This window comes from Arthrobacter sp. NPDC056493, from assembly GCF_042795115.1.
Taxonomy (GTDB): Bacteria; Actinomycetota; Actinomycetes; order Actinomycetales; family Micrococcaceae; genus Arthrobacter.
Genome location: NZ_JBHTSL010000010.1, coordinates 85,487 through 103,610, shown reverse-complemented (window position 1 = coordinate 103,610; position 18,124 = coordinate 85,487). Strand labels below are relative to the sequence as shown.

The window sequence follows — 18,124 nt, the reverse complement described above, 5'->3', positions numbered from 1 at the left end:
ACCGGAGACTGCCCTGCCGGCACCTTGTCATCGGGTCCGCGGCAATGCAGACTTTGGTGGACCACCTGTCCTGACTGCCAGGCCGAAGGAGTCCACCGTGAATCCGTTGCATGCGCTAGTTGACGCCATTGAACACTTCGACCGGCTGGACGGGGTGGCGTCCGCCCTCTCCACGGCCGTTGGAAAAGCCGTGCAGCCGCGGCCTGTCCGCAACACCCTCAGCGGCACATCCCTGGGCCACCCGCTGCATCCCGTCCTGACCGATTTCCCCATCGGCGCCTGGACCATGGCCACCGTACTGGACGCCGTGGGCGGGCCCGCCGCTGAGCCGGCCGCGGACATCCTGGTCGCCGTCGGGATAGCGACGGCCGTTCCAACCGCAGCGGCCGGCCTCAACGACTGGTCCGACACTCAGGGAAAGTCGCGCCGGGTGGGTCTGGTCCACGCCGTGGCCAACGGAACGGCACTTTGCCTGTTCTCGTCCTCGGCCGTGGCCAGGGCCACCGGCAGCCGGGCCGTCGGAAAAACACTGGGGCTGGCCGGCTTCGGGGTCCTGATGTTTGGCGGCTTCCTCGGCGGCCACCTTGTCTTCGGCAACACGGTCAACGTCAACAAGACGGCAGGCAGGACAGGCCCCAGGGACTGGACGCCCGTTCTGGCGGAGTCCGAACTGGCGGACGGGGAGCACCGGAAGGTGGACGCGGGCAAGGTCTCCGTGCTGCTGTACCGCTTCGGCTCCGGGATCCTGGCTCTGGACAGCGTGTGCAGCCACATGGGAGGTCCGCTCGAGAAGGGAACAATCGCGGACGGCTGCGTCACCTGCCCCTGGCACGGCAGCACATTCCGGCTCGGGAACGGCCACATAGTCCGCGGGCCGGCAACCACTCCCCAGCCAAGCTACGAAGCCAGGGTGAACGACGGCCAGGTAGAGGTCCGCCGGCGCCGATAAGCCCGCCGCAAAAAAAATCTTCAGGCCTCCTGTCGATTTCCGCATGGCCCGTTCGACGGGATAGTAGACGGACGCACACGGCGTCCACGTCAAGGCAAGGAGAGAACCATGAAGTACATGTTCATCATGCGCGCCACGGACGAAGCCATCGAAGCGTCGAAGCAGGTTCCGTTCGAGGAGATCCTCAACCAGATGGGCGCCTACAACGAACGGCTCATCAAGGCCGGCGTCATGCTCGCCGGTGAGGGCCTGACTGATCTGTCCGAGGGCTCGGCCTTCGTGGTCGATTTCGCCGACGAACCGCCCGTGGTGACGGACGGCCCTTACGGCGAAACACACGAGCTGTTCAACGGCTTTTGGATTGTCCAGGTGGCTTCCAAGGAAGAGGCGAAGGAGTGGGCCAGCCGCTGCCCGCTGGGCCCGGGATCGAAGCTTGAGGTCCGCCGGATAGCTGAGGCCGACGACTTCGCCGACTTCGCGGACAACGAGTACATCCAGAAGGAAGCAGTGTGGCGCCAGGAGCTGAACCAGCCCTGAGCCGGCTACTGACAACTGACGGAGCCTGCAGTGAGTGAAGGGGCAGTGAGTGAAGGGGCGGTGAGCCAGGAGGCTGGGAGGCAAGACGCGGCGGCCGCGGTCCGGCGTCGTGTTGATGCCCTGTGGCGCATCGAGGGCGCGCGCATTGTCGCGGCCCTCGCCCGTGCCACCCGGGATGTTGGCTTCGCCGAGGACCTGGCCCAGGAAGCCCTGGCGGAGGCTTTGGTCCGGTGGCCGGAATCCGGGACACCGGACAATCCTGCTGCCTGGCTCACCGCCGTCGCCAAGCGTAAGGCCATCGATGCGTGGCGCCGGTCCGCGCGGCTTGAGGAGCAGTACCGGGCCATGGCCCGGGACCTGGAGGACGACGACGGCGTAGCCTGGGTTCCGCTGGAGGACGACGTGCTCCGGCTCGTGTTCACGGCCTGCCACCCGGTCCTCTCCCGGGAGGCCCAGATGGCGCTGACGCTGCGGGTGGTGGGCGGCCTCACCACCGAGGAGATCGCGCGGCTGTTCCTGGTTCCGGTCGCCACCGTGCAGCAGCGGATCGTGCGGGCCAAGAAAACGCTGGCGGCGGCCCGGGTGCCTTTCGAGGTTCCCGAGCCCAACGAGTGGGGAGCCCGGCTGGGAGCTGTCCTCGGCGTCGTCTATCTGATGTTCACGGAAGGGTACGCCGCCACCACGGGAGATGCCTGGATTCGGCCCGACCTGGCCCACGAGGCGCTGCGGGTGGGGCGCATCCTGGCCGGGCTGGTCCCCCGCGAACCCGAGGCCCACGGGCTGGTGGCCCTGATGGAGTTCCAGGCCTCCCGGTTCCCGGCCCGCACCACTCCCGACGGGTCTCCGGTCCTGCTGGCGGACCAGGACCGGACCCGGTGGGACCGGGCGCAGATCGGCCGGGGCCGTGCCGCCCTGCGCCGCTGCGACGCACTGGGACGGGGCCGCGGCAACTATGCGCTGCAGGCCGCCATTGCCGAATGCCACTCGCTGGCGCCAAGTGTCGACGACACCGACTGGCAGCGCATCGTGCTGCTCTATGAGGCGCTGGGCAGGATCGCGCCCAGCCCCGTGGTGGAACTGAACAGGGCCGTGGCGGTATCCATGGCCACCGGACCGGCGGCCGCGCTGGCCATCGTGGACGGGCTCGCCGCCGCTGGCGCGCTGCGCGGAACGCACCTGCTGCCCAGCGTCCGCGGGGAACTGCTGGTCCGGCTGGGACGACCCGGGGAGGCCCGCTCGGAGTTCACGACGGCGGCCGGGCTGGCAAGGAACCAACGCACGCGGGAGCTTCTGGAGGAGCGCGCCGCCGGCATTTCCGGTTAGCCGGCACTTAGCCGCTGAACGTGACGTCCTTTGTTTCTTCCACGGCAGCCGTCCGGCCGGGCCCTGCGTGGTATTTCCAGTAGAGGTTCGTGTGGGCTATGACCTGGTCCGGCGGAGGAGCACCCCATTCGGTCAGGTCCTCCGTCGTGTGGGCGTCGCTGACCAGCGTCACGTCGTAGCCGCGGACGAACGCCCCGTGGATGGTGGACCTGATGCATTCGTCCGTCTGGGCTCCGGCGACCATTAGCCGGCCCACCGCAGCGGCGGCCAGCACCTGCTCCAGGTCGGTGCCGTCGAAGGCGTCGCTGAATGACTTCTGGACCACCGGTTCCTGCTCGCGGCGGCCCAGCTCGGGCACGTACTCCCAGGCCTCGCTCCCCTTCTCCAGCCGGTCATCGGAATGCTGGACCCAGACGACCGGAATCCCGGCCTCGCGGGCCCGGTCCACCAGGGCGGCGATGTTGGACACGACGGCGTCCCGCTGGTGCGCTTCGGCCACCACCCCCTTCTGCATATCAAGCACCATCAGGGCGGTGTTGGGCCGGTCCCGCAGCGTGGTCATAATGGTCTCAGCGTGGTCATAATGGTCTCCTTGGTGCCGGGCGGCTTCGTGCCCGGAGAGTTGCTGGGTCCCAGCCTAGGAGCCGCTACCGCCGTTGGGAACACCCGGAAGCTGGGAACACCGCGGCACATGGGCACCCACCCATTGCAGGCGGAGGGGGCGGGCGGAAGAATGGGCACTAGCGTGCTTTCTCGGCAGATCGGACCAAAAGCATGACCCGCATCCTGCTCATCGGCCCGCCCGGCTCAGGCAAAGGCACCCAGGCGCACCGGCTCAGCGGACAGCTGCACATCCCGGAGATATCCACCGGCGACATGTTCCGCAGCCACCTGGCCAACGGCTCGGCCCTGGGCCGGGAAATCAAGGAATTCCTCGACGCCGGCAACCTCGTCCCGGACAATCTCACCACGGCAATGCTGCGGGAGCGGCTGCAGGAACGGGACGCGAGGAACGGCTTCCTGCTGGACGGCTACCCGCGCACCGTGAGCCAGATGGACGACCTCGACGGCATCCTGGACGCGGCCGGGACCAGGCTCGATGCCGTGGTGGAAATTACCGCACACGACGACGAGATCGTCCGGCGCCTGCTGCTCCGATCCGAGGCTGAGGGACGGAGCGATGATACCGAGGACGTCATTCGCCACCGGTTGGAGCTGTACCGGCAGGAAACGGAGCCCGTCATCGAACGGTACGGCCGGCGCGCCTTGCTGGTAAGCGTTGATGGCACGGCGGACATTGACGCCGTCACCATCAGCGCGCTGCAGGGCATTGAATCCGTCAGAGCCCAGCCCTAAAAACCTCGTCTGGGGGCAGCCGGGCCATCAACAGCCGGCTGCTCACCCCGCCTTCCACACATATCGCCGCTCGGGACGTCCGACGCCGTACTTGAGTGTCACGTCCACCAGCCCCGCGTCGTTGAGGTACTCGAGATAGCGCCGCGCGCTGACACGCGACGTCCCCACCTGCTCGGCCAATTCCGCTGCCGACACGTCTGCGCCGCCGGCGCGCAGCGCCTTCTCCACCAGCTGGAGCGTCTCGGCGCTGCAGCCTTTCGGCAGCGGCCGGTCCGCGCGTTCCAGCCCAAAGACGCGGTTGACGTCCGACTGCTCAGCCACGTCCTTGGACGAGTCGAGGCTTTGGTAGGTGTTGCGGTAGTGCTCCAGCCGTTCCTGCAGGTCGGTCTGGGAAAACGGCTTGATGAGGTAGTGCACGATCCCGCCGCGGAGCGCCTTCCGCACGGTCTCCACCTCGCGCGCGGCACTGATCACCAGCACGTCCAGCTCAGGCGCCACTTCCCGCAGCTGGTGCATCAGGTCCAGGCCGTTGACGTCGGGCAGGTGGATGTCCAGCAGCACCAGGTCCGGCTGCAGCCGGGCCGTCTCCAGTACCGCCTGCGCTCCTGTGTGCGCCACCCCGACGACGGCGAATCCCGGCGTGCGCTGGATAAAGCCCGCGTGGACTTTGGCCACCATGAAGTCGTCGTCGACGATAAGTACGTTGATCAAGGCTGCCCCTCTTTAAGCATCAGCAGTTTTGCGCATCAGCAGTGCCGTGAATACCGCACCGTGGTCGTTCCGAACGATGAGCCGTCCGCCGCGGCGCTGGCAGACCACCCTGGCGAGCGCCAGGCCGTAGCCGCGGCCGCCGTCGGGCGAATTCTTGGTACTGAACCCCTGCCGGAAAATGTCGTCCATGACCTCTACCGGGACCCCCGGTCCCGAGTCCCGCACGTCAACCCGCACGCCGCCGTCGTTCTCTCCGATCAGTACCTCAACCTCCGCCTCGGAGGTGTTGGTGACGGCATCAAGAGCGTTATCCACCAGGTTGCCCACCACGGTGGTCAGGTCACGGGAGAGTTCCTCGTCAACCTTGCCCAGCCGCGAATCCCCCACGAGCTGCAGGGACACCCCGCGTTCGGCGGCGAGGCTCGACTTGGCAATGAGGAGCGCGGCGAGGGCAGGGTCCTCGATCCTGCTGGTCACGTCGTCGTTCAGCCGGGTCCGGTTCGACGTCGTGCCGTTGACGAACTGGACGACGGCGTCATACTCGCCAATCTGGATCAGTCCAGAGATCGTGTGAAGCTGGTTGGCGAACTCGTGTGCCTGCGCCCGGAGGGTGTCGGTGGCCGTCCGCGTTGTACCCAGCTCGCGTTCCAGGGAGGCCAGCTCCGTCCGGTCGCGCAGGGTGGTGACTGAGCCGATCACCCGTCCGTGCGAGCGCATCGGCATCCGGTTCAGCACCAGCAGCTTCTCCCCCACCAGGACCAGCCGGTCCGGGCCGGGCTGGTCTTCGGTGAGGACCTCGCGCAGCACCGGCTGCACCGCAAGGCTCCCGAGGTCCTTGCCCACGCAGTCGTGCGGGAGACCCAGCAGGCTCCGCGCACTGTCGTTGACCACCGTGATCCGCTGCTGGGGATCCAGCGCCACCACGCCTTCCTTGAGCCCGTGCAGCATCGCCTCCCGGTTCTCCACAAGGCCGGTGATCTCGTCCGGCTCCATGCCCAGCGTCTGGCGTTTGACGCGGCGGGCCAGCAGGAGCGAGCCGGCCACGCCCAGTACGCTTGCCACGCCCAGATAAGTCAGCAGGTTCGGGACCGCGTCACCCAGCCGCTCCAGCACCGACGGGTAGTTCCTGCCCACAACGGCAATTCCCACCATTTTCCCGGCGTCATCCAGCACCGGCACGTGCGCGGCGACGGCTTCCCCGGCTCCGGTTCCGACCACCCCGGTCCACGCCCGCCCGGACATTACCGCGCTGTCGCCCAGTTCCAGCTGGCGGCCCTCCTGGGACGGGTCCGACGACGTCACCACCGTCCGGTCGGCCCGGGCCAGCGCCACCTGGGAGGACCCCGAAATCGTCCGGACCGCCTCGGACACCGAAGGCAGCACGGAGTTGCCCTGGGGCTGGGCATCCGGCAGCAGGCTCCGGACGGCAGGGGTCGCTGCGAGCGTCTCCGCGGCAGAAAGGGCCCGGCGGCCCTCGACGCGTTCAAAGGCTGCCGCCGACTGGGCCAGCGAGATCGCCACCACGGCCACCAGCACGGCCAGCACGATCAGGAGCTGCAGCCGAAGATACTGTCCCGCAAGGGACATTCCTCGCCGTCGAGTCATGTGCTGCTGTTCTTCCTGTGGGTCCGGTCTTCCAGTAGGTCCGGGGGTGCGCTGAACTATACCTGACACGCTACCCGGCCATTTCCCCGTCAGGGCGCCCAGTGGGACTCCGGAAACGTGAACGAAATGAACTTAACTTTCTCTGCTTACACAAGGGTGAGCCCGGTCACGTTGGGCCCTAGCATCGGAATCACCCCGATCAAACGGATCAAAAACGAGAAGAGGAAAAACATGCGCGGAATGAGCGCACTGCGCGTGGCCGCAGTAGCCGCAGGCATTGCCCTGATGGCGTCCGGCTGCGGAGCTACCGGCAAGACCGCGGCCGGCCCCTCCACGAGCGGAGCCAGTACCGCACCCCTTGCCGGGCTGCGGATCATGGTGCCGAATACCCCCGGCGGCGGCTACGACACCACCGCCCGCGCCGCGGCAAAGGTTCTCGAGGACGAGAAGCTGGCCACGAACCCCGAGGTCTTCAACCTCGCCGGCGCCGGCGGCACCGTGGGCCTGGCCCGCATCGTCAACGAAAAAGGCAACGGCGACCTGGCCATGCTCATGGGCCTTGGCGTCGTTGGCGCCAGCTACACCAACAAGTCCGAGTCAAAGCTGACCCAGACCACCCCGCTGGCCCGCCTCATCGAAGAGCCCGGCGCCATCATGGTCTCCAAGGACTCCCCCTACAAGACCATCGACGACCTTGTGACCGCTTGGAAGAAGGACCCGTCCAAGGTCAGCGTCGGCGGCGGCTCATCGGCGGGCGGCCCTGACCACCTCCTGCCCATGCAGCTCGCAGGTGCAGTGGGCATCGACGCCAAGAAGGTCAACTTCGTTTCCTACGACGGCGGCGGCGACCTGCTCCCGGCCATCATCGGCAACAAGCTGGGCTTCGCGGCTTCCGGCGCAGGCGAATACATCCAGCAGATCAAGTCCGGCGACATCCGCGTGCTGGCGACCAGCGGTGAAAAGCGACTTGAGGGAGTGGACGCCCCCACGCTCAAGGAATCCAACATCGACTTGGTCTTCACCAACTGGCGCGGCATCGTGGCCCCTCCCGGCGTCAGCGACGCCGACCGCGACGCCCTGATCGCCACCCTGGAGAAAATGCATGAGTCGGCCGCCTGGAAGGAAACGCTGAAGACGCGCGGCTGGACCGATGCCTTCATCACCGGCGATGAATTCAAGTCGTTCCTCACCGACCAGGACAAGCGCGTAGCCGATGTCCTGACGAAGCTCGGCCTGGCGTGACCTCATTGGCCTCCCGCCTTAAAGGCCGCTCCGAGCTGGGCGTCGCAGCCCTGCTCGGGGTGGCCGGCGCCATCGTCCTCGCCGACGCGTTGCGCCTGGTTGTGCCCTACTCCCAGTCAGACCCGGTGGGACCCAAGGCCCTGCCGATCGTGGTGGGTGGGCTCCTGCTCGTCTGCGCCGCAATGCTGGCAGTGAATGTCCTGCGCGGCGGCCGCGGCGAGGCCGAAGGCGGCGAGGACGTCGACCTGACCCACCCGGCCGACTGGAAGACCGTCCTACCGCTGGCCGGTGCGTTCGTCGCCAACATCCTGCTGATCGACTGGGCCGGCTGGGTCATCTCCGGAACGGTGCTCTTCTGGGGCAGCGTCTGGGCGCTGGGCAGCCGCCACTATGTCCGTGACGGACTCATCTCCGTGGCCCTGGCGCTCCTGACCTTCTACGGCTTCTACCTCGGCCTGGGCATCGCCCTCCCTGCCGGGCTCCTTGAAGGGATTCTCTAGATGGACATCCTGTCCTCACTCATGGCCGGGTTCGCCACCGCGCTGACCCCCATGAACCTCCTGTACGCCCTGATCGGCGTTCTCCTCGGCACCGCCGTCGGCGTGCTGCCCGGCATTGGCCCGGCCATGACCGTGGCCCTGCTGCTTCCGGTGACCTCCGTCCTGGAACCGACGAGTGCCTTCATCATGTTCGCCGGCATCTACTACGGCGGCATGTACGGCGGCTCGACCACCTCAATTCTGCTCAACACCCCCGGCGAATCGTCCTCGGTGATCACTGCGATCGAGGGCAACAAGATGGCCAAGGCCGGCAGGGCAGCCCAGGCGCTGGCGACGGCGGCCATCGGCTCGTTCATTGCCGGCACCATCGGCACCACTCTCCTGGTGGTCTTCGCGCCGATCGTGGTTAAGTTCGCCGTAAGCCTCGGCTCGCCGAGCTACTTCGCCATCATGGTCCTGGCCCTGCTGGCCGTTACCGCCGTCCTTGGTTCGTCCCGACTGCGTGGATTCGCGTCCCTGGGCCTGGGGCTGGCGGTCGGCCTCGTAGGCCTTGACATCGTTTCCGGCCAGGCCCGCCTCACCTTCGGCCTGCCGCTGCTGGCTGACGGCCTCGACGTCGTGGTGGTCGCAGTGGCGATCTTCGCTGTCGGTGAAGCCCTCTGGGTCGCGGCACACCTGCGCCGCACCCCGCTGCAGATCATCCCGGTGGGCACGCCATGGATGGGCAAGAAGGACTGGAAGCGGTCCTGGAAGCCGTGGCTGCGCGGCACTGCCTTCGGCTTCCCGTTCGGCGCACTGCCCGCGGGCGGCGCCGAGATCCCCACGTTCCTCTCCTACGTCACCGAGAAGCGGCTCTCCAAGCACCCCGAGGAGTTCGGCAAGGGCGCCATCGAAGGCGTTGCCGGACCGGAGGCTGCCAACAACGCCGCCGCCGCCGGTACCCTGACCCCCATGCTGGCCCTCGGCCTGCCGACCAACGCGACGGCGGCAGTCATGCTCGCCGCGTTCGTGCAGTTCGGCATCCAGCCGGGTCCGCTGCTGTTCGCAAACGAAGGCCCCCTGGTGTGGGCGCTGATCGCCAGCCTGTTCATCGGCAACTTCCTCCTGCTGCTGGTCAACCTGCCCCTGGCGCCCGTCTGGGCAAAGCTGCTCCGCCTGCCCCGCCCCTACCTCTATGCCGGCATCCTCTTCTTCGCCACGCTGGGCGCCTACTCGGTGAACCTGCAGGCGTTCGACCTGGTGGTCCTGCTGGTCCTGGGCGCACTCGGCTTCATGATGCGCCGTTATGGGCTTCCCGTCCTGCCGCTCATCCTTGGCGTGATCCTCGGACCGCGTCTTGAAAAGCAGCTCCGTCAGACACTGCAGCTGAGCGCGGGCGACGTGTCCGGCCTCTGGAGCGAGCCGATCGCCGTCGTCGTCTACATCATCGTGGCCCTGGTCCTCCTCTGGCCCTTGGCGGCAAAGCTCTGGCGCCGCCTGCGGCCGCGCCCCGCCGGACTGGCCATGGCCGGTGGGCCTGCCGAGGAGCCGTCGGTTGAGGAACCCTCAGCCGGTTCCTATCTTTCACCCGCTGTGGAGGCACCTGCCGCTGTCCGCCCTGCGGCTGACAACCACGCCGCCCACGCCAACCACGCCAACCACGGACAGGAGAACCCGTGAGTATCATCGTCGGTTACGTCCCCACGGCCGAGGGGACCGCAGCCCTGGACCGGGCCATCACGGAGGCGCACAAGAGCCAAACGCGACTGGTCATCATCAATTCCTCCCGGGGAGACGCCATCGTGGACAAGAGGTACGCCCAGGCGGCCGACATCAACGAGGTGACAGAACGGCTGGACCACGAAGGGATAGAGCACCTGGTGCTTCAGCCGGTCCGGGGCAACGACGCGGCCAACGAGGTGCTGGACGCTGCGGAGAAGTACCGGGCCGAACTCATCGTGATCGGCCTCCGGAAACGGACCCCGGTAGGGAAGCTGATCATGGGCAGCACCGCCCAGCAGATTTTGCTGGAGGCATCGTGCCCGGTGCTGGCCGTCAAAGCGGGCGGCTGAGCCTTCGCCCCTGAGCGGCTCCGCCCTCACGCCACCACTAACCACGCCGCGGGCCGCGGCATTTTGACCCGAGGCATTTTGGAAGGACATCACTCATGACCGTTTGCGCCCCCGATCTCCGGGCCCGTTCACCATGGCCGGCCCGCCAACCCGTAACCAACTGGGCAACGCTCTCCCCCGCTGACGAGGTGGAGATCCGCCGCAACGGGTGCGCCGTCGCCGCAGGCTGCATCGACATGCGGGCTCCGGACGGCAGCGTCATCTGGCTTATCCAGGACGGCGGCCGGGGACGCGCGCTGTTTCTGCAGAACGACGGCGTGATGGTCTTCCGGCGCGCCCGGAGGACCATCACCGGCCCGGGCGGCACCCGGATTCCCGGCCGGGACGGCCAGACCCGCTGGGCCCGCCGGTCCTGACAATTGCCGACCGGCGCTGGCCGCGGCAACCGTCCGATACCGTAAAGCCATGAACCAGTACCGGCTAGCCATCCTGGACGACTACCAGGGAGTCGCGGAGGACTTCGCCCCGTGGAGCTCCCTGGCAGAGCGAGGCGTCGCCGTCACGGTGTTCGGCGGGCATTTTGGCTCGGAGGCCGAAACCGCAGCGGCCCTCGCGGACTTTGACATCGTCATCGCCATGCGGGAGCGCACGCCGTTTCCCCGCAGCGTCATCGGGCAGCTGCCGCAGCTGAAACTGCTCGTGACCACCGGCGCCGCCAATGCTGCCATCGATCTGGAAGCGGCAGCCGAGCACGGCGTTGTAGTGTGCGGAACGGGCGGCTCGCCCACAGCCGCGCCGGAACTGACATGGGCCTTGCTGCTGGCTTTCGCCCGGAACCTGACCGCGGAAGAGACGTCCCTGCGGGCCGGGCGCTGGCAACACGGCATCGGGTTCGAGCTCGCCGGCAAGACGCTCGGAATCGTTGGCCTCGGAAAGATCGGGAAGCGCATGGCCGCCTACGGCCGCGCCTTCGGGATGGACGTACTGGCCTGGAGCCAGAACCTGACGGAGGAAACGGCCGCAGCGGCCGGCGCCCGCAGGGTCAGCAAGGAAGAACTCTTCACGGAGTCCGACGTCGTCTCGCTGCACCTCCGCCTGTCGCCGCGCTCGGAGGGGACGGTTGGCGAACGGGAACTGCAGCTTCTCGGCCCGCAGGGCGTCCTCGTCAACACCGCCCGCGGCCCCCTCGTCGACCAAACGGCTCTCGTCTCAGCCCTGCAGGAGGGGTGGATCCGCGGTGTGGCCATTGACGTGTTCGACGAGGAACCGCTTCCGGCAGGGCACGCTTTGCTGGCCGCGCCCCGGACACTCCTGACGCCCCATCTGGGCTACGTCACACAGGAGAGTTACCGGGCATTCTTCGGCGGCGCATTCGAGGACGTCACGGCATGGCTGGACGGCTCCCCGATCAGGGTGCTCACGCCGTAGGAAGCTGACTGCCTGGGACTCTAGCGCCGGAGGCAGCCGAAACTGCGGTTGGGCGCGTCGGAATACGAAAGACACGCCCTCATGCAGCGCTTGGTGGAGACCAGTCGTGCAAGGGATCCAAGGGCAGGGGTGGGCCGAGGTTCTCGGGTCTGTCGAGGTCGAAGTTGCCTCGTTCGAGGCTGTCCGGGTCGAGGCTGTCCGGTTCGAGGCTGTCTGGCCAGTGGGGTGGTTCCCAGTCCTGGTATTCGGTGGGGTAGGACCGTCCGGCGGGTGAGATCCAGCCGGGCGGGCTCTCCCTGGTGGCGCCGACCGGCGTCCACGCCGACGCGTGTTTCAGGCGGTGATGTTTGGGGCAGGGCTGGCCAAGATTGGCGACGCCGGTGGTGCCGCCGTCGGCCCAGGCCAGGATGTGGTCGGCGTCGTTGTCCAGGGAGTGGTTGTTGCAGCCCGGGAACGTGCACCGCGCATCGCGGAGCCGCAGCCATTGGCGCATCGGTTTGGTGAGCCGGTAGCTGGTGCGTCCGATCTCCAGCGGAGCCCCGTCCCGCGGATCGGTCAGGACGCGCAGGAACGATCTCGCGCCGTCGGCGACGAGCCGGCGGGCCATGCTGGCGGGAATGGGCCCGTACCCGTCCAGTGTGGCCGGTTCCTCGGTCAGTCCGAGCAGCGAAAAAACCGGAACCGTGACCAGGACCTGCGCCCTCGGGGACGGCACATCACCCACCGGCACACCACGAGCCGTCCCATCAGCAGCGGGCCCGTCCCCCGCGGCCCCAAGACTTGGGGCCCCAACACCTGCGGGCCCAGCACCTGCGGGCACCGGGCCGGCGAAGAATGCTGCGCCCGTGCCATCAATCCCCGAAACGGGACCGAGCATGCCGGTGGAAAAGACATCGGCCCGGAGCTGGCTCAGGGTCCGGGTCTCGGTCGGGCCCTGGGCTGCGCGTGCGGCGGCGGTGGAGCGGTTCCAGATCCCGGCGGCCTGGTCCGCGGGCAGGAACGCCGAGAGCCAGGCCATGCCGTCCCGGGCCGGGACGTACTCCAGGCGCCGGTCCTTCACACTGTTGCGGTGGCGGGTTTCGATGCTGTCCTGATGATGCCGTTCCCGCCAATACCGTGCCTTGGCGCGGAACCTCGCCGGGGTCAGCTCCCCCGCCGGGCAACCCCGCGCCCGGTTGGAAGCGTCCGGATCCAGGAAGTGCGCTTCCAGGGCTGCTGCGGCTTCGGCTGACAGCCCGTCGGTTTCATCGCACATGACCCGCCCGTGCTGCCAGGAAATGCTCCCCGCCCGCAAAGCTCCCAGCGTCACCGGCAGATCCGTGCTCAGCATGCTCGATTCAACCAGCAACCGCGCTGCCGCACCCTCGCTGATGGTCAGCGCACCGGCCACCTCCGCCGTCACGGACATCTGCCGCACGGCAACGTCCTGCGGGCTTTCACCAGGTCCCGCCATCGCCGCATCCGCCGCGGCGTAACCGGCGGCAAACTGCACCTTCACCGCCGCAAGCCGGGCCTCCATCCCGGCCACCCCGGTCAGGCCGCCCAGGAACGCAGCCGCCTGCTCCCCAAGCGGGTCAACGTGATGCGGCAACGGATCAGCGCCCGCCGGGGCAGGATCAAGAACAGCCGCGCCAGCGGCCCTCCGGAGCTCGGCGGCCAACGCCAAGGCAGAGGCACCAATAGCCTCCAACACCTCCGCAGCAGCCGTGCCGTTATCCATACCCACAGTATGAGAGGGGGCACTGACATTCTTAACCGCGCCAGCGGAGGACCCCCGGCTGAGCAAGCCATCGCCGTCGTTCCCTGTCACAGAAGCCAACACGCCGGCACCCGGCCCTGCGGCCCGGTGTGCGGTGCGTCCCCCGAAAGCTTCCATAAACCCATTCTGATCCGGGGCACTGACATTCTTACCTGCAGTACCGCAGACCAGGGCCGCAACTGTACGCTCGTGCGCGTTCCCCACAAATCAGCCGTGGTAGCCTGCAACGCTGCCACTACCGCCGGTCGCCCACCGCCTCCGAGGGCCCCGGCCCTGCGTCAGCTGCCCGTGGCGGCAGTGACCCTGGACTTTAGGGAGCACAGGAACCGTCGAGCATGACGGTTCCGGCGTCGCCGTCGACCTTAATCTGCTGTCCGCTGGTGACCCGCTGGGTGGCCACGCCCGTTCCCAGAACGGCGGGAATGCCGTACTCACGGGCGACAATCGAGCTGTGGCTCAGCGGGCCGCCAACGTCCGTGACCACCGCCGATGCCATCGCAAACAGCGGTGTCCACGCGGGGGTGGTCATGCGTGCCACGAGCACCTCGCCGGGACGCATGCTGGCGAAGTCGTCGGGGCCGTGCAGCAGCCTGGCCGGTGCGGTCACCTGTCCGGAGCTCGCGCCGACGCCGGTAATGACATCTCCGGCCTGCTGCCGCGTACGCGCGGGCATCATGCTGCCGAACGCGCGTTCCATCCACCGGCTCTCGGGCAGCAGCTGCGGGGCCGCGGCTTTTCGCTGGCCCCGCCACAGCATCTTGCGCTGTTCAACGGCTTCTGCCCGCACCGGCCGGTCCGTGCCGGTGATGGCCGCGCCGGGCGTTGCCAGCCCGAAGTCGATGGCATTGCGGAGTTCATCGAGGCGAAGCCAGAAGATGTCGGAGGGTGCGGCGATGACGCCCGAAGCCGTGAGCCGCTCCCCCAGTTCCAGCAGCATCCGGCGCATCAGTGGCCACGCCAGGCCGACGTCGGCCAGTGCGTCCTCGCGCACAGGCGCCGCTTTCTGCGCCCACCGCAGCAGCCTGCGGAAAACCGCTCGACGGCGCGGCCCCAGTCTGGCGCTGATCAGCCGGGCCTGTTCCTCCCGCCGGTCGGCTGACAACTGCTGGCGCTGGTGCGGATCCTTGCCCTGGCCCCGCACGAAGTACCTCAGGGTCTCCAGCAGTGCCGACGGGTCATCGGCCGGCACAGGATTAACGAAATCAAGGTTGTAGACGGCGTGCCCGTAGCGGTCCAGGTGCCGCTGGAGGCGGGAACGCCACTGGTCCCACTGTTCCGGATCCACGCCCGCAACCCCGTCCCCGCTCCCGTACACGCCAGCGGGCGGCGTGCCGCTGCGGAGACCATCGGCGATGGCGGCCGCTGATCCTTCCGTGACGGCGGCGGCGAGCTGCGGCCTCTCGCGGGTCCACACCGCAAGGTCATACAGGGATTTCTCCGCGCGGATGGGCTCGCTGTCGTAGCCGAGGAGGAAGACCTCCGCGGACGGGTCGCCGGGCCCGCGGACGAGCTTGTCGTAGTAGCCCCGGAGCATGATCTCGCTGGTGGCGGCGATCGGAATGATGGACTGCACCGCTGTGTAGTACGCGGCCCCGGCGTCCAGCAGCGCGGAAATGCCGTCCAGCAACTCGGGGGCCGGACGGTCCGCCGGCGGTTTGGCCGCCCAGAACTTCACAAGCCCGCGGTACCTTGGGTGCGAATGTTCGCGCCAGCCCTTGATTCCCATATGGGCCTTGCCCCGGGCCAGTGCGCGCATCGCCGTCAGCGACTTGCCCATCACCCGCCGCATTCCGGCGTTGCTGTAGTAGTAGTACGCGTAGCCGTTGACGGTGGGAAGCGACACGTCCCCTGGCCGCACCACGTTACTGCTTCCGACCGCCTCGGCCAGCAGGGCTTTCAGGGACCGGGTAACCGAGCCGTCGATGAGGTCGGCGAACAGGGGCGACAACGGGTCCGGCAGCTGCTCGACGATGCTGGCACGGAAGTACATCCCGTCCGGATAGGGCAGCGGCCATTCCGTCGGTGCGTCGGCCGAAGGCTCGGGCAGTGCGGTGATCGGACGCGCCTGCAGGATGAAGAATTCCCCTGCCGCCTGCGCCCACTCTATGTCCTGGGGCACCCCGAAGTGCTTCGCTATGGCCGCTCCCTGGCGGGCCAGCGCGGCCGCCGCATCATCGCCGAGCACGGGCGCCCGGCGTTTCTCTTCGGGAACAGGCTGCTCAGTGGTGCCGGTTCGGCCATAGACCGTCATCACGTCTTTGTCCGCCGTCCGGCGCTGCTCCACGCGCCCCGTCGCAGCATCCACCACGACGTCGTCCGTGGAAACGGCCCCGCTGACCACGGACTCGCCCAGCCCCCAGGCGGCGCTGATCACCGACTGGTCCCGGCGGCCGGTAGCAGGGTTGGCTGTGAACAGCACGCCGGCGGCCCCGGCGTCGACCATTTCCTGAATCACCACGGCGAGGCGCACAGTGGCCGGGTCGAAGCCGTTCCGTGAGCGGTATGCCATGGCGCGGGCGTTCCACAACGACGCCCAGCAGTCAATGACTGCGGCGGCCACGGCATCCGGCCCGGTGACGTTCAGGTAAGTGTCCTGCTGGCCCGCGAAGCTGGCCGAGGCGAGGTCCTCCGCCGTGGCCGAGGACCGCACCGCCACCCGTGCGGCGTCGCCGCTGGACTCCGCTCCGGCCTCGTCGCCTGCTCCGGCCGCCGTCTGGTTGCCCAGCCGCCCGTAGGCAGCGAGGAGTTCTCCGCCAATCTCCTCGGGCATCCTGCTCTCGGCGAACAAGGCGCGGATCTGCATGGCGGCAGCGTCATAGTCGTTGTTCGAAGCGCCGGCGGGGAGGGCGGCAAGTTCAAGGATGCGGCCGGCGATCCCGTTGGCGTTGACGAAGTCCTGGTAGGCCGCCGTGGTGAGCACGAAGCCCGGCGGCACCGGAAAACCGGCCCGGGCCAGCTCACCGAGGTTGGCACCCTTGCCGCCTGCCTCGTCCAGATCGCTGCGTCCCAGCTGGTCAAAATCCTTGATGTAGGTCACGGCCCTGCGTCCCTTCTGCCCGGGAGCCTGGGCCGCGGCATTGCGGCTGGTGACCCCGTTCCGGCGCTGCACCCTATTTTGGCACCGCATCCGATTCTGGCAATGGGAAGGCCATCCGCGCTTGGCCGGAGGCGCTTGGCTGGAGGCGGCTTGCTAGCTATCGCCGCGCGGGCGCCACACCACGACGGCCTGCGAACGGGGACGGGGGCGCTGGCCGCGCGCCAGGCTCACCACGTCGCCGGCGGTGCCGGCGGCGAAGATCCGGGAATCCAGGGGATCACGACGGCGGGCCAGTTCCTCGGTCAGTTCGCTCACCCGGCGCTGCAGTGCAGCCACCTGGTTTTCGAGCTCCAGAATGCGCTTGATCCCCTCGAGCGAGACGCCCTCGTGGGACAGCCGCTGCACCTCGCGGAGCCGGTTGACGTCCTGCTGGGAGTAGCGCCGGGACTTGCCCGGCGCCCGGCTGGGCGAGACAATGCCCAGCCGGTCGTACTGGCGGAGTGTCTGCGGGTGCATGTCGGCAAGCTCGGCGGCCACCGAGATGACGAAGATCGGCTGATCGAAATTGATGTCCACGGCCGGCACCCGTCCCTAAAGCCGGGCCTTGGCTGCCAGGCCCTGGCGGACGTCCGCTCCGGTGGTGGCCGCTGCGAATGCTTTCACGGCCTCCTCGGCTTCCTTGCTCAGGTTCTGCGGCACGGCGACGTCGATGGTCACCAGCAGGTCCCCGGTGGCCTTCGATGTCTTGACACCGCGGCCCTTGACCCGGAGCGTGCGCCCCGACGGCGTGCCGGCGGGAACACGGACCCGGACGTGTTCGCCGTCGATCGTGGGAACCTCGATGTCGGCGCCCAAAGCAGCCTCCGGGAAGCTGACCGGAACGTGGATCCGGAGGTTGTCGCCGTCGCGCGTGTAAAAGTCATGGGTCTTGACATTGACGGTGACCAGAAGGTCGCCGTTGCCCGCCGGGCCGTACTGGCCCTTGCCGCGGACGCGCACCTTCTGGCCGTCCTTGATGCCCGCGGGCACCCGGACGTCGATGACCTCGCCGTCCGGTTCGCGCAGCCCAATGGTGGTGCCGCGGATGGACCCGGCGAAGGAGATGCTGGTGCTCGCCGACCGGTCGGCACCCTTCTGCGGTGCGCGCTGGTAACCGGCAGGGCCGCCACCGAAGCCGCCGCCGAACAGGTCGGCGAACTCGGGTGGAACGCCACCAGCGGTGCTGAACCCGCCGGAGTGGCGACCGGCGCCACCGGTGAAGAGGCCGCCGAAGAGGTCCTCGAAGCCGCCGTTCGCCGTGCTCCCGGCACCGTGAGGCGCAAAACGTGCCCCGCCGCCCATGGCCCGGATGGCGTCATACTGCTGCCGCTCATCAGGATCGGACAGCACGGAGTACGCCTCGGAGATGTCCTTGAACTTCTTCTCCGCAGCAGCGTCCCCGGAGTTCGTATCCGGGTGGTACTGCCGCGCAAGCTTCCGGTATGCCTTCTTGATGTCGGCGTCGGAAGCGTCCTTGGCAACACCAAGGATCTTGTAGAAGTCCTTGTCCACCCAGTCCTGGCTAGCCAATGGCGTTTCCTTTCAAATCTCTGTGCCGAGATGGCAGTTCGCGGCAATGTTCTTGCG

At 68.1% G+C, this 18,124-nt stretch carries 17 protein-coding genes; 10 read left to right on the top strand and 7 right to left on the bottom strand.

Translation table 11 applies throughout. The annotated features are described in order from the left end of the window. Positions 1 to 97: 97 nt before the first annotated feature. The 3 genes from ACFQ50_RS06845 to ACFQ50_RS06835 all read left to right on the top strand — a co-directional run bounded on the left by ACFQ50_RS06845 (position 98) and on the right by ACFQ50_RS06835 (position 2,809). Positions 98 to 949 (top strand): Rieske 2Fe-2S domain-containing protein, encoded by an 852-nt coding sequence (locus ACFQ50_RS06845; protein WP_377994774.1) that lies wholly within the window; start codon positions 98 to 100, stop codon positions 947 to 949. A 108-nt stretch (positions 950 to 1,057) separates the two neighbouring features. Further along, the gene (locus ACFQ50_RS06840; protein ID WP_377994773.1) at positions 1,058 to 1,486 is read left to right on the top strand and encodes a YciI family protein; all 429 of its coding nucleotides are present in this window, start codon (positions 1,058 to 1,060) and stop codon (positions 1,484 to 1,486) included. A gap of 60 nt (positions 1,487 to 1,546) precedes the next feature. Continuing rightward, positions 1,547 to 2,809, top strand: a complete 1,263-nt coding sequence (locus ACFQ50_RS06835) for an RNA polymerase sigma factor (protein ID WP_377994796.1) — start codon at positions 1,547 to 1,549, stop codon at positions 2,807 to 2,809. Between the two features lie 7 nt (positions 2,810 to 2,816). Here the strand turns inward: ACFQ50_RS06835 and ACFQ50_RS06830 are convergent, their stop codons facing one another. Then, positions 2,817 to 3,371: a cysteine hydrolase family protein gene (locus ACFQ50_RS06830; protein WP_377994772.1), complete on the bottom strand. Its 555-nt coding sequence runs from the start codon at positions 3,369 to 3,371 to the stop codon at positions 2,817 to 2,819. A gap of 212 nt (positions 3,372 to 3,583) precedes the next feature. Here ACFQ50_RS06830 and ACFQ50_RS06825 point away from each other — a divergent pair, with 212 nt between their 5' ends. Then, positions 3,584 to 4,165: an adenylate kinase gene (locus ACFQ50_RS06825; protein WP_377994771.1), complete on the top strand. Its 582-nt coding sequence runs from the start codon at positions 3,584 to 3,586 to the stop codon at positions 4,163 to 4,165. Positions 4,166 to 4,207: 42 nt separating this feature from the next. Here the strand turns inward: ACFQ50_RS06825 and ACFQ50_RS06820 are convergent, their stop codons facing one another. After that, the gene (locus tag ACFQ50_RS06820; RefSeq protein WP_377994770.1) at positions 4,208 to 4,876 is read right to left on the bottom strand and encodes a response regulator; all 669 of its coding nucleotides are present in this window, start codon (positions 4,874 to 4,876) and stop codon (positions 4,208 to 4,210) included. 12 nt (positions 4,877 to 4,888) lie between these two features. After that, a complete protein-coding gene (locus ACFQ50_RS06815) occupies positions 4,889 to 6,463 on the bottom strand; it encodes an ATP-binding protein (RefSeq protein ID WP_377994795.1) in 1,575 nt (524 codons plus the stop codon). Positions 6,464 to 6,712: 249 nt separating this feature from the next. Between ACFQ50_RS06815 and ACFQ50_RS06810 the strand changes: the two genes are divergently transcribed. The 6 genes from ACFQ50_RS06810 (at position 6,713) to ACFQ50_RS06785 (ending at position 11,702) form a co-directional block, all read left to right on the top strand. Continuing rightward, positions 6,713 to 7,723: a Bug family tripartite tricarboxylate transporter substrate binding protein gene (locus ACFQ50_RS06810; protein ID WP_377994769.1), complete on the top strand. Its 1,011-nt coding sequence runs from the start codon at positions 6,713 to 6,715 to the stop codon at positions 7,721 to 7,723. Beyond that, positions 7,720 to 8,223 carry a tripartite tricarboxylate transporter TctB family protein gene (locus ACFQ50_RS06805; RefSeq protein WP_377994768.1) on the top strand — a complete coding sequence of 168 codons (504 nt, stop codon included), beginning with the start codon at positions 7,720 to 7,722 and terminating at the stop codon, positions 8,221 to 8,223. Before ACFQ50_RS06810 ends, ACFQ50_RS06805 begins: the two co-directional genes overlap by 4 nt. Further along, positions 8,224 to 9,882, top strand: coding sequence for a tripartite tricarboxylate transporter permease (locus ACFQ50_RS06800; protein WP_377994767.1), 1,659 nt, complete (start codon positions 8,224 to 8,226; stop codon positions 9,880 to 9,882). It abuts the gene before it with no gap. After that, complete coding sequence (locus tag ACFQ50_RS06795; RefSeq protein WP_377994766.1) at positions 9,879 to 10,274, top strand: universal stress protein; 396 nt, start codon at positions 9,879 to 9,881, stop codon at positions 10,272 to 10,274. Before ACFQ50_RS06800 ends, ACFQ50_RS06795 begins: the two co-directional genes overlap by 4 nt. Positions 10,275 to 10,369: 95 nt before the next feature. After that, complete coding sequence (locus ACFQ50_RS06790; RefSeq protein ID WP_377994765.1) at positions 10,370 to 10,690, top strand: hypothetical protein; 321 nt, start codon at positions 10,370 to 10,372, stop codon at positions 10,688 to 10,690. A 49-nt stretch (positions 10,691 to 10,739) separates the two neighbouring features. Next, positions 10,740 to 11,702, top strand: coding sequence for a D-2-hydroxyacid dehydrogenase family protein (locus ACFQ50_RS06785; RefSeq protein WP_377994764.1), 963 nt, complete (start codon positions 10,740 to 10,742; stop codon positions 11,700 to 11,702). 79 nt (positions 11,703 to 11,781) lie between these two features. On the opposite strand, the gene ACFQ50_RS06780 is transcribed toward ACFQ50_RS06785, so the two are convergent. The 4 genes from ACFQ50_RS06780 to ACFQ50_RS06765 all read right to left on the bottom strand — a co-directional run bounded on the left by ACFQ50_RS06780 (position 11,782) and on the right by ACFQ50_RS06765 (position 18,067). Next, positions 11,782 to 13,422 carry a DUF222 domain-containing protein gene (locus ACFQ50_RS06780; protein ID WP_377994763.1) on the bottom strand — a complete coding sequence of 547 codons (1,641 nt, stop codon included), beginning with the start codon at positions 13,420 to 13,422 and terminating at the stop codon, positions 11,782 to 11,784. A 349-nt stretch (positions 13,423 to 13,771) separates the two neighbouring features. Then, positions 13,772 to 16,570 (bottom strand): PEP/pyruvate-binding domain-containing protein, encoded by a 2,799-nt coding sequence (locus ACFQ50_RS06775; protein WP_377994762.1) that lies wholly within the window; start codon positions 16,568 to 16,570, stop codon positions 13,772 to 13,774. A gap of 81 nt (positions 16,571 to 16,651) precedes the next feature. After that, on the bottom strand, positions 16,652 to 17,074 hold the full coding sequence (locus ACFQ50_RS06770) for a heat shock protein transcriptional repressor HspR (RefSeq protein WP_377994761.1): 423 nt from the start codon (positions 17,072 to 17,074) through the stop codon (positions 16,652 to 16,654). Positions 17,075 to 17,089: 15 nt separating this feature from the next. Then, positions 17,090 to 18,067, bottom strand: a complete 978-nt coding sequence (locus ACFQ50_RS06765) for a DnaJ C-terminal domain-containing protein (RefSeq protein ID WP_377994760.1) — start codon at positions 18,065 to 18,067, stop codon at positions 17,090 to 17,092. Positions 18,068 to 18,124: the final 57 nt, after the last annotated feature.

Excerpts from the sequence above, each read along its gene's own strand:
- ACFQ50_RS06840 (WP_377994773.1), top strand. The coding sequence starts at position 1,058 with ATGAAGTACATGTTCATCATGCGCGCCACGGACGAAGCCATCGAAGCG.
- ACFQ50_RS06830 (WP_377994772.1), bottom strand. The coding sequence starts at position 3,371 with ATGACCACGCTGCGGGACCGGCCCAACACCGCCCTGATGGTGCTTGAT.
- ACFQ50_RS06825 (WP_377994771.1), top strand. The coding sequence starts at position 3,584 with ATGACCCGCATCCTGCTCATCGGCCCGCCCGGCTCAGGCAAAGGCACC.
- ACFQ50_RS06815 (WP_377994795.1), bottom strand. The coding sequence starts at position 6,463 with ATGTCCCTTGCGGGACAGTATCTTCGGCTGCAGCTCCTGATCGTGCTG.
- ACFQ50_RS06810 (WP_377994769.1), top strand. The coding sequence starts at position 6,713 with ATGCGCGGAATGAGCGCACTGCGCGTGGCCGCAGTAGCCGCAGGCATT.
- ACFQ50_RS06800 (WP_377994767.1), top strand. The coding sequence starts at position 8,224 with ATGGACATCCTGTCCTCACTCATGGCCGGGTTCGCCACCGCGCTGACC.
- ACFQ50_RS06790 (WP_377994765.1), top strand. The coding sequence starts at position 10,370 with ATGACCGTTTGCGCCCCCGATCTCCGGGCCCGTTCACCATGGCCGGCC.
- ACFQ50_RS06785 (WP_377994764.1), top strand. The coding sequence starts at position 10,740 with ATGAACCAGTACCGGCTAGCCATCCTGGACGACTACCAGGGAGTCGCG.
- ACFQ50_RS06780 (WP_377994763.1), bottom strand. The coding sequence starts at position 13,422 with ATGGATAACGGCACGGCTGCTGCGGAGGTGTTGGAGGCTATTGGTGCC.